At 67.8% G+C, this 8773-nt stretch carries 6 protein-coding genes and 1 pseudogene; 6 read left to right on the plus strand and 1 reads right to left on the minus strand.

Annotated elements, in window-relative coordinates; translation table 11 throughout:
- The 5 genes and pseudogenes from NN2_RS38000 to NN2_RS34590 all read left to right on the plus strand — a co-directional run.
- Window positions 1-492: pseudogene (locus NN2_RS38000) on the plus strand (hypothetical protein); the annotation flags it as partial.
- Window positions 493-674: 182 nt separating this feature from the next.
- Window positions 675-2066, plus strand: coding sequence for a S1 family peptidase (locus NN2_RS34575; protein WP_063910959.1), 1392 nt, complete (start codon window positions 675-677; stop codon window positions 2064-2066).
- A 166-nt stretch (window positions 2067-2232) separates the two neighbouring features.
- Window positions 2233-3579 (plus strand): S1 family peptidase, encoded by a 1347-nt coding sequence (locus tag NN2_RS34580; protein ID WP_063019369.1) that lies wholly within the window; start codon window positions 2233-2235, stop codon window positions 3577-3579.
- 140 nt (window positions 3580-3719) lie between these two features.
- Window positions 3720-3941, plus strand: coding sequence for a hypothetical protein (locus tag NN2_RS34585; RefSeq protein ID WP_063019371.1), 222 nt, complete (start codon window positions 3720-3722; stop codon window positions 3939-3941).
- Between the two features lie 139 nt (window positions 3942-4080).
- Window positions 4081-4971 carry an NRDE family protein gene (locus NN2_RS34590; RefSeq protein WP_063019373.1) on the plus strand — a complete coding sequence of 297 codons (891 nt, stop codon included), beginning with the start codon at window positions 4081-4083 and terminating at the stop codon, window positions 4969-4971.
- A gap of 88 nt (window positions 4972-5059) precedes the next feature.
- On the opposite strand, the gene NN2_RS34595 is transcribed toward NN2_RS34590, so the two are convergent.
- A complete protein-coding gene (locus tag NN2_RS34595; protein ID WP_227463074.1) occupies window positions 5060-5827 on the minus strand; it encodes a DUF8020 domain-containing protein in 768 nt (255 codons plus the stop codon).
- A gap of 549 nt (window positions 5828-6376) precedes the next feature.
- On the opposite strand from NN2_RS34595, the gene NN2_RS34600 reads away from it, so the two are divergent.
- A partial coding sequence (locus NN2_RS34600) for a (Fe-S)-binding protein (RefSeq protein WP_063019379.1) occupies window positions 6377-8773 on the plus strand: 2397 nt, incomplete at its 3' end.

An 8773-nucleotide genomic window follows, 5' to 3' on the forward strand; every position in this document is an offset into this window, starting at 1 on the left:
CCCGCCGCCATGACCGTCGCGGCCACCGTGGCCGCCCCGGCGGAAGTGCCACCGGCCGAGCCGAAGCGCAGTCGACGCACCCCGCTGCTCATCGCGGCGGCCGCGGCCACCGCCGGTCTCGTCCTCGGTGGCATCGCGGCGGCCCTGCTGCTGCACGACGACGCCGCCACTCCGGTCCCCACGACCGGAGTTTCCGGCCGGGCGGAGGCCCCCACGCCGCCGGTGACGACGACGGTCGCACCACCCCCGCCCCCCGTCGCGCCGGAACCCGCCCCGCAGGAGTACCCGGAGACGACGGCGGAGACGACGACCACCCCGCCTCCGCCGCCACCGCCGCCGCCCACGCCGACCGTGACTCCGACGCCGACCACGCCGCCGGGGACCACCACGTGGCAACGGCCCACGACCACTCCGCGCACCACCACGACCACGCCCAACGGTCTGGAACCGGTGCCCGGATTGCCGCTGCCGCCGGGCCTGCAGTTCTCCTAGTCACCGACTCCGTGATGATTTCGTAGCGAAACTCACGCCGTTGTGCCCTAAAGTGATGCGCTGACCGGTCGTTCCGGACGTCGCACCGGGCGAGCGGTCTGTTTGATGGTCGAGGGCTGTTGCCACCCAATGGTTTACCGCCCACGGGTGGCCGGCACGTATGTGCCTGACGAAGGGACTCCATGCGCAAGTTGGCGGCGCGTCGCGCCACGGTCGGACGCGCCTCGGTGGCACGCGCGTCGGTGAAAACTGCTGCTGTCGCCCTCGCTTCGACTCTGCTTCTCGGCCCGTGGATCGCCACATCGCCCGCGCTCGCCGATCCGGCGCCGGCCCAGTCGGCGGCCGACACGCTGCCGCCCGAACTGGTGCAGGCCATCGGCCGCGATCTGAAGATGTCGCCCGCGGAGTATCTGGACCGTGCCGCCCGTGCCCAGCAGTTGCGCGACTACGCCCGCGAATTCCGCTCCTCACACCCGCAGGCTTTCGCCGGGGCGTGGCTCGGCGCCGACGGCAAGCCGGTGATGGCGGTGACCTCGCTCGACGCCGCGCGCATCGCCAACTCCGCCGGATATCAGACTCGCCTGGCGCCGATTTCGGCCGACAATCTGGAGAGCTCGCTCGACCAGCTGGTCAAGTGGATCGGCGGGCTGCCGCGGGAACTGTCGGCCGGGATCAATTCGGTCGCCATCGATTTCCTGAACAGCCAGCTGGTGCTGAGCGTCGCGAACACCCCGGCCGGTCACCTGCTGAACCTTCCGACCCTGATCGCCAACGTCAAGGTCGTGCTCTCGCCCGACGGCGGCGGCCCGGTCGAGCACCGACCGATGGCGGGCGACACCTACATCAGCGCTCCTACCTCCCTCGACGATTCCGCGCTGAAGTCGGTGGACGTCTGCTCCTTCGGCTTCAACAGCATCGACGCCGCCGGGAACGCGCTGAATATCAGTGCCGGACACTGTGATCCGAACGTGGGCAAGGGCAACTCCGAGGCCGGGGTCTACCTGCCGAACGTGCGCAACCTGAAGGCCAGCCCACAGTTCGGCACCTTCGTGAAGGCGCAGCTGGGCGGCAGCACCGGACTGGACTACTCGGTGATCAAGCTCAACGAGCGGGCGATCACCGCCGGCATGGACCAGCCCTCGGTGCGCGGCGGCAACGGCACCACCCTCACGCTGACCGGAACCGCCGAACCGATCACCGGCGCCCCGATCTGCAAGTCGGGGCAGTCGTCCACCTTCACCTGCGGGTTCGTGGTGGCCGACCGGGTCGAGACGGCGCTGTTCACCGCCGAGGGCGACTCGAAGACCGTGCGCGGCTTCGCCAGCTCGGCGTGCACGCTCGGTGGCGACAGCGGTGGGGCGATCGTCTCGGGCACCCTCGCCCTGGGCATCACCAGCGGTTCCAACGCCGCCGACGCACCCGATTGCAAGGCCGCCAACATGGATCTGGCGCAGTACGGCGGCACCGCCACGCTGGGCATCCCGATCCGGCAGATCCTCAGCGATATCGACGCCAATTCCGGTGGCGGCCTGGGCGCCGGCATCACGGTGCGTACGCGCCCGAACGCGGGCTGACGATCCTTCCACTGCGCCGAGGGGCACGTCCGCCGGAGCGGACGTGCCCCTCGGCGCGATACGGACCGGGTGAACAGCGGGTATCGATTTCCGGTATGCCCGGTGTGAGTTCGGCCAAAGTCCGCGACAAGTAGGCATAGCCGCGCAAACCCCATATAGTCGCCTCATGCTCCTGCCACGCATCCGACTTTCGTCCGCCGCGGGACGTGCCCCGCGCACCCGCCTCCGCAGCGCGGCCGTCGCCGCCTCGGCGGCGGTTCTGGTTCTCGGGCCGCTCGCGGCGACCTCGTCCGCGGACCCCGCGCCCGCCCCGGCCCCGAACCTGCCTGCCGATCTCGTCGCGGCCGTGCAGCGCGACCTGAAGATCTCGCCGGAGGAGTACCTGCACCGCGCCGATGTGGCGCAGCACGTGGCGGCCTTCACGGCCACCGCGCAGCGTCAGTTCCCGCAGGCGTTCGCGGGCGCGTGGCTCGACGACGCCGGCAAGGCCGTGGTGGCGCTGGCCCCGGGCCAGGGCCTCGACGAGGCGAAGAAGGCCGCTCAGGACGCCGGATTCGGCGTGAAGGACGTGGCCAAGAGCCAGACCGTGCTGCGCAGCGAGAAGAACGCCTTCCAGCAGTGGCTCTCGGGCCAGCCCGAGGCCGTCGTGCAGGCCGTGCGCGGCGTCGTGATCGATACCGTCAACAACAGCATCGCGGTGCGCGTGGACAAGGCCGGCGTGCCGATGCCGGGCTTCGTCGACCCGGCGCACGTGATCGTGATGGCCGCTCCCCCGGTCGGCCCGCCGGAGTCCGACGCGCAGGTGAAGCCGGTTGCCGGTGAGCAGCCCAACGCTCCCCGCGCCGGCGGAGACGCCTACGCCTCGGTGGCCGGCAAGATGCAGCTGGTCTGCTCCACCGGCTTCAACGGTGAGGACCGCAACGGCAACCCGGTGAACATCACTGCCGGACACTGCGATCCGAACATTCCGGCCGCCGGTACCGCGAACGCGCCGGGCATGTTCGAGCTGCTGCCGGGCAACCACATCGGCGCCCAGCTGGGCTCGTTCCAGAAGTCGATCCTGGGCAACCAGGACTACTCGATCGTCTCGATCGATGGCGGCAGCCGGGATCGCTTCGCCAACAACCTGGTCCGGGTCCCCGGTGCCGCGCCGATCGCGATCACCGGTGTGGCCGATCCCGTCGTCGGCGCCCCGGTCTGCAAGTCGGGTTCGCGCACCGGCTTCAGCTGCGGCGTGGTCAACGCCGTGGATCAGACCGTGCAGGTCGGTGACCGTGACCTGACCCAGGCCTTCTCGGCGAACATCTGTGCGCTGCCGGGTGATTCGGGCGGCCCGATCGTCACCGGCACCATGGCCCTGGGCATCTCCAGCGCCTCCTCGGTGGCCGACTACCCGATCTGCGAGATCCCGAACCTGATCGGCGCCCTGACCGGTGACGCGCCCCAGCTGTTCGCGCAGCCGGTGAACCAGGTGCTCTCCGACAACCCGGGTCTGCGGGTTCGCACCAACTGAGCGCTTCGAGCATCGTCGAAGGCCCGGCAGCAATGCCGGGCTTTCGTCGTATCCGGGGCGGGAACCGGTGTGCCCCGAGCATTCGGGGCAGCGCAATTCGGGGATCCTTCTCCGCGCTGCCGGATGGAAGGATCGCACGCATGTTCACAACGAAGCTTTTCGCCGCCGGTTTGCTCTGCGCCACTTCACTTCTCGTCGCCGCCCCCATCGCATCGGCGACGACCGCCACGCCGGTAGCCGCGTCCGATACCGCCGGTCTGTCCTCCGGCAGCAGCCAGATCAACCTCGGCTGCCTGCTGGACACCCTGTCGGGCGGCGGACGGACCGCCGACTGCAATCCGCCCACCATCCCGGTCGGCTGATCGCCACGAGGAGGCGCCTCGTCGGCAGCACCGAGCCCACCGTGGCTCGCGCCGACGGGGCGCCTTCGCGCGCCGGTGACGAGACTCGGTGGCCGCGGCCGCGATAGTGCCGGCACAGCGGCTGGGGCATGCTGGAGTTATGTGTCTGGTGTTGATCGGGTGGCGCGCGCATCCGGAGTATCGGCTGATCGTGGCGGGCAATCGCGACGAGTTCTACACGCGCCCAACCGAATCGATGCGCTGGTGGCCGGAGCGGCCGAACCTGCTGGCCGGGCGTGATCTCGGAGCTCCGGACGGCGTGCCGGGCACCTGGCTGGGGATCGTCCCCGAGGCCGGCCGGTTCGCGACCGTCACCAATGTGCGCGGCCCGAACGAGAGGCGCACCGATGCCCGCTCCCGCGGCGCCCTGCTGATGGACTATCTGACCGCCTCCACGGCCCCGGAGAAATTCGTTCGTACCACCGCGGCCGATCTGGACGACTACAACGGCTACAACCTGGTGGTCTCCGATCTGGAGACGCTGTGGTGGCAGAGCAATCGCAGCGAGGCCACTCCGCTGGCCCTCCCGCCGGGAGTACACGGGCTGTCCAATGCCGCCCTCCTCGGTTCGACCCTTCCCGGTTCCGAACGGACGGCAGGCATCGCGGATGGTCGGACCGCAGAGAGCGAGGGCACCGGAGACGGCACCGTGCACACCGACACCGGCGCCACAGCGTGGCCGAAGGTGCGCGACGGCGTGCGCGCGCTGAGCGCGATAGTCGGTTCGCCCGCTGTCGAGGACTACTTCGACGTCCTGGCCGACCCCACCATCGCACCCGACGCCGAACTACCGCACACCGGATTGTCGCCGGATCAGGAACGCTCGGTATCGGCCCGCTTCGTCGCCAACGACTGGCACGGAACCCGCTGCAGCACAGTCCTCCTGGTCCGCGAGAACGGACGTTTCGAGATCGCCGAACGGTCCTTCGCCGAATTCGGCACACCGCTCGGCGAGGTGAGCTACACCGGGCGGCTGCGGTTCGCGGACTGACCGGCACAACGACAACGGCCCGCCTTCCGTGCGGAAGACGGGCCGTACACGTCCAGGAGTCGGCCGATGACCGGCTCCGCGCCGCGAACTACTTCGGCTGGTTGGCCTGCTGCGCCTGGCCGCTGGCCGCCGCCATGGCCGCATCCGACCACTGGGTGGTGCCGTCGGCGGCCTGCATGGTGTTGACGAGCTCGACGCCCGCCGCGACCAGAGCAGGGCCGCCCACCGCGACGGTGCCCACGATGCCGCCGACGCCGGCGCCGGTCACCAGACCCGGGATGCAGCCGGCGACGATCGTCACGACACAACCGATCGCGGCGCCGATGGCGGTACCGACGAAACCACCGATCGCGGTCGCCAGACCGAACTTGGTGGCGAAGTCGCTCATCGCGCGCTGGTTCTCGATCGGCGAGGCGACATCCTTGGCGACCAGAACCGGCTTATCGGCCTGGATCGGCGCCTGCTGGTCGACCTTCGTGTCCGCGACCGCGGCCACGGGGGCGGCGGCGACCGGCTTGGTCAGGTCGACGTTGGCGGGCTTGTCCGGCGTCAGCTCGAGTACCGTGCCGTTGTCTTTGAGCACCGGCTTGATCGGAATCTGAACGCCCGCGATCCGGTAGTCGATCGGCATCTCCAGGGCGACATTGCCGGCCTGGTCCTTGATGTCGACGACCTGCTGCTTCTGGTCGGGAGTCGCGCCGTGCTTCTCCACGAGCTCGAACGTGCCGTTCTTGAGCTTGGTGACGACAGTCTTGTCGACCAGTTTGGTGGAGTAGTCGATCCCCGGCTTGGCGTCGGCGGCCGGGGCCGGGGCTGGTGCAGGGTCGGCGTTGGCAGTTCCCAACGCCACGGTCATTGCGCCGATGACCATAGCGGCGACCGCAGTACCTCTGCGGAGCTTCATTCGGTTTCCAATCCGTCATCAGGGTTTGCCGCACGCAACTTCTCCGCGAGAGCCCACGCATCCATCAGGCCATCAACCCCGACTTCAAACCTGACGGACCTCCCCGAGCAGTGTGAAGGTGCACACAGCAAGCAGGACGAGGTGAGCTTAGTCGAATACCCCGACCGAAAGCGAGAATTGTTATGTGCCCTAACAATTAACGCGGAATTCCACAACGGTTCGCCTTCGCGGCGAGTAAGCCTGTCCTGGCTTGAGCACCGGATTTGCCGGGATTTACCGTGTCAGACGACCGCGCCCACGCCAAAACCGCAGGACAACACGTGAGAACGGTCACACCCCCAGTACGGTTGGACCCCACAACCTGGGATAGATCACTCGTGCATCATACGATGGACAGATAAGTTACCGGCGGGTAACTTACTGCCCGTTACGATACGAGCAACCGACGGCGACCCCAGCCCGGTCGCCGGAATGCTCGTGGAACCGAAGGAAGGTCGCGACATGAATGCCCTGACAGTGACGCTGGGCACGATTGGAGCGGTGCTCAGCCTGGTGTGCTGGGCGTCGTTCATCGGCGGCGCGTGGAAGATCTTCAGCGCGATCAGGGTCGGTCAGCCGGCACCCGATCGTTGGCGGCCGTTCTTCCCACGCCTCAAGACGATGCTGGTCGAGTTCATCGCCCATACCCGCATGAACAAGTTCCGCACCGTCGGCTGGGCGCACTGGCTGGTGATGATCGGCTTCATCACCGGCGCCATCCTCTGGTTCGAGGCGTACGGGCAGACGTTCGACCCCGAATTCCATTGGCCGATCATCGGCAACTGGGGTGTGTACCACTTCTGGGACGAGCTGATGGGCATCGGAACGGTGGTCGGCATCCTGACGCTGATCACCATTCGCCAGCTCAATCACCCGCGGATCCCGCAGCGCCTCTCGCGCTTCAGCGGTTCGAAGTTCGGGCCCGCCTATGTGATCGAAGCGATCGTGCTGATGGAAGGCCTCGGCATGATCTTCGTCAAGGCCGGCAAGATCGCGCTGAACGGCGAGGGCAACCCCGCGACCGACTTCTTCACGATGCGGGTCGCCGAATTGCTGCCCGCCAACGCGACGATGGTGTCGATCTTCGCCTTCATCAAGCTGATGTCGGGTATGGCATTCCTCTATTACGTCGGTCGCAACATCACCTGGGGTGTGGCGTGGCACCGGTTCTCCGCCTTCTTCAACATCTACTTCAAGCGTGAGGACGACGGCGGCGTCGCCCTGGGTGCGGCCAAGCCGATGATGTCCAAGGGCCGCGCCCTGGATATGGAGAACGTCGACCCCGATACCGACACCCTCGGCGCCGGGCGGATCGAGGACTTCTCCTGGAAGGGCTGGCTGGACTTCACCACCTGCACCGAATGCGGTCGCTGCCAGAGCCAGTGCCCGGCGTGGAACACCGGTAAACCGCTCTCGCCGAAGCTGCTGATCATGTCGCTGCGCGACCACGGTGCGGCCAAGGCGCCCTACCTGCTCGCCGGTGGCCGTAAGGATATGGGCGGCGACGAGGTCGGCCTGGTCGACGCCGAGGGCAAGCCGAACGAGGCCGCGCTGGCGAAGATCTCGGAGGCGGCCAAGGCCGAGGCCGAGCGTCCGCTGGTCGGTGGCGAGGATGTCAACGGCATCATCGACCCCGAGGTGCTGTGGTCCTGCACCACCTGTGGCGCCTGTGTCGAGCAGTGCCCGGTGGATATCGAGCACGTCGACCACATCATCGATATGCGTCGCTACCAGGTTCTGATCGAATCGGAATTCCCCTCCGAGCTGGCCGGTCTGTTCAAAAATCTGGAGAACAAGGGCAACCCCTGGGGCCAGAACGCCAAGGATCGCTTGAACTGGATGTCGGAGCTGGACTTCGATATTCCGGTATTCGGCCAGGACGCCGAGAGTTTCGACGGATACGAATATCTGTTCTGGGTCGGCTGTGCCGGTGCCTACGAGGACCGTGCCAAGAAGACCACCAAGGCCGTCGCCGAACTGCTCGCCACGGCCGGCGTGAAATTCATGGTGCTGGGTGCGGAGGAAACCTGTACCGGTGACTCGGCTCGCCGCGCGGGTAACGAATTCCTGTTCCAGCAGTTGGCGATGCAGAACATCGAGACGCTGAATTCGGTCTTCGAGGGCGTGGAGCCGTCGAAGAAGAAGATCGTCGTCACCTGTGCGCACTGCTTCAACGCGCTCAACAACGAGTATCCGCAGGTGGGCGGCACCTACGAGGTCGTGCACCACACGCAGCTGCTGAACCGGCTGGTGCGGCAGCGCAAGCTCGTTCAGGTGAAGCCGGTGTCGGAGAAGGTCACCTATCACGACCCCTGCTACCTGGGCCGGCACAACAAGATCTACAACGCGCCGCGTGAGCTGATGGCCGCCTCCGGTGCGAAGGTCAGCGAGATGCCGCGCCACGGCGAGCGTTCGATGTGCTGTGGCGCCGGTGGTGCCCGCATGTGGATGGAGGAACAACTCGGAAAGCGAGTCAACCTCGACCGGACCGACGAGGCGCTGGCCACCCTGGACGGCGGTAACTCGCCGTCGCTGATCGCCACCGGCTGCCCCTTCTGCCGCGTGATGCTCACCGACGGTGTGACCGCGCGCAAGGATTCCGGCGAGGTCGGCCAGGGCGTCGAGGTCGTGGACGTGGCGCAGCTGATGCTGCAGTCGATCGACCGGGTCGAGCCCGCGGCGCTGTCGGAGAACCTGAAGGTGGTCCAGCAGCCCAAGGCTCCCGAACCGGTCGCCGAAGCCGCGGCCGCACCGGCCGCCGAGGCCGCCGTTGCCGAAGCCGCGGTCACCGAGGCGGAGGCGCCTGCCGAGCAGGCCGCCCCGGCCGCCGGTAAGGGCCTGGCGATGAAGGGTGGCGGT

Source organism: Nocardia nova NBRC 15556 (genome assembly GCF_001613005.1).
Classification (GTDB): domain Bacteria; phylum Actinomycetota; class Actinomycetes; order Mycobacteriales; family Mycobacteriaceae; genus Nocardia; species Nocardia nova.

Bases quoted from the DNA above. Each gene is read 5' to 3' on its own strand.
- NN2_RS34575 (WP_063910959.1), top strand. From the start codon at position 675: ATGCGCAAGTTGGCGGCGCGTCGCGCCACGGTCGGACGCGCCTCGGTG.
- NN2_RS34580 (WP_063019369.1), top strand. From the start codon at position 2,233: ATGCTCCTGCCACGCATCCGACTTTCGTCCGCCGCGGGACGTGCCCCG.
- NN2_RS34585 (WP_063019371.1), top strand. From the start codon at position 3,720: ATGTTCACAACGAAGCTTTTCGCCGCCGGTTTGCTCTGCGCCACTTCA.
- NN2_RS34590 (WP_063019373.1), top strand. From the start codon at position 4,081: ATGTGTCTGGTGTTGATCGGGTGGCGCGCGCATCCGGAGTATCGGCTG.
- NN2_RS34595 (WP_227463074.1), bottom strand. From the start codon at position 5,827: ATGACCGTGGCGTTGGGAACTGCCAACGCCGACCCTGCACCAGCCCCG.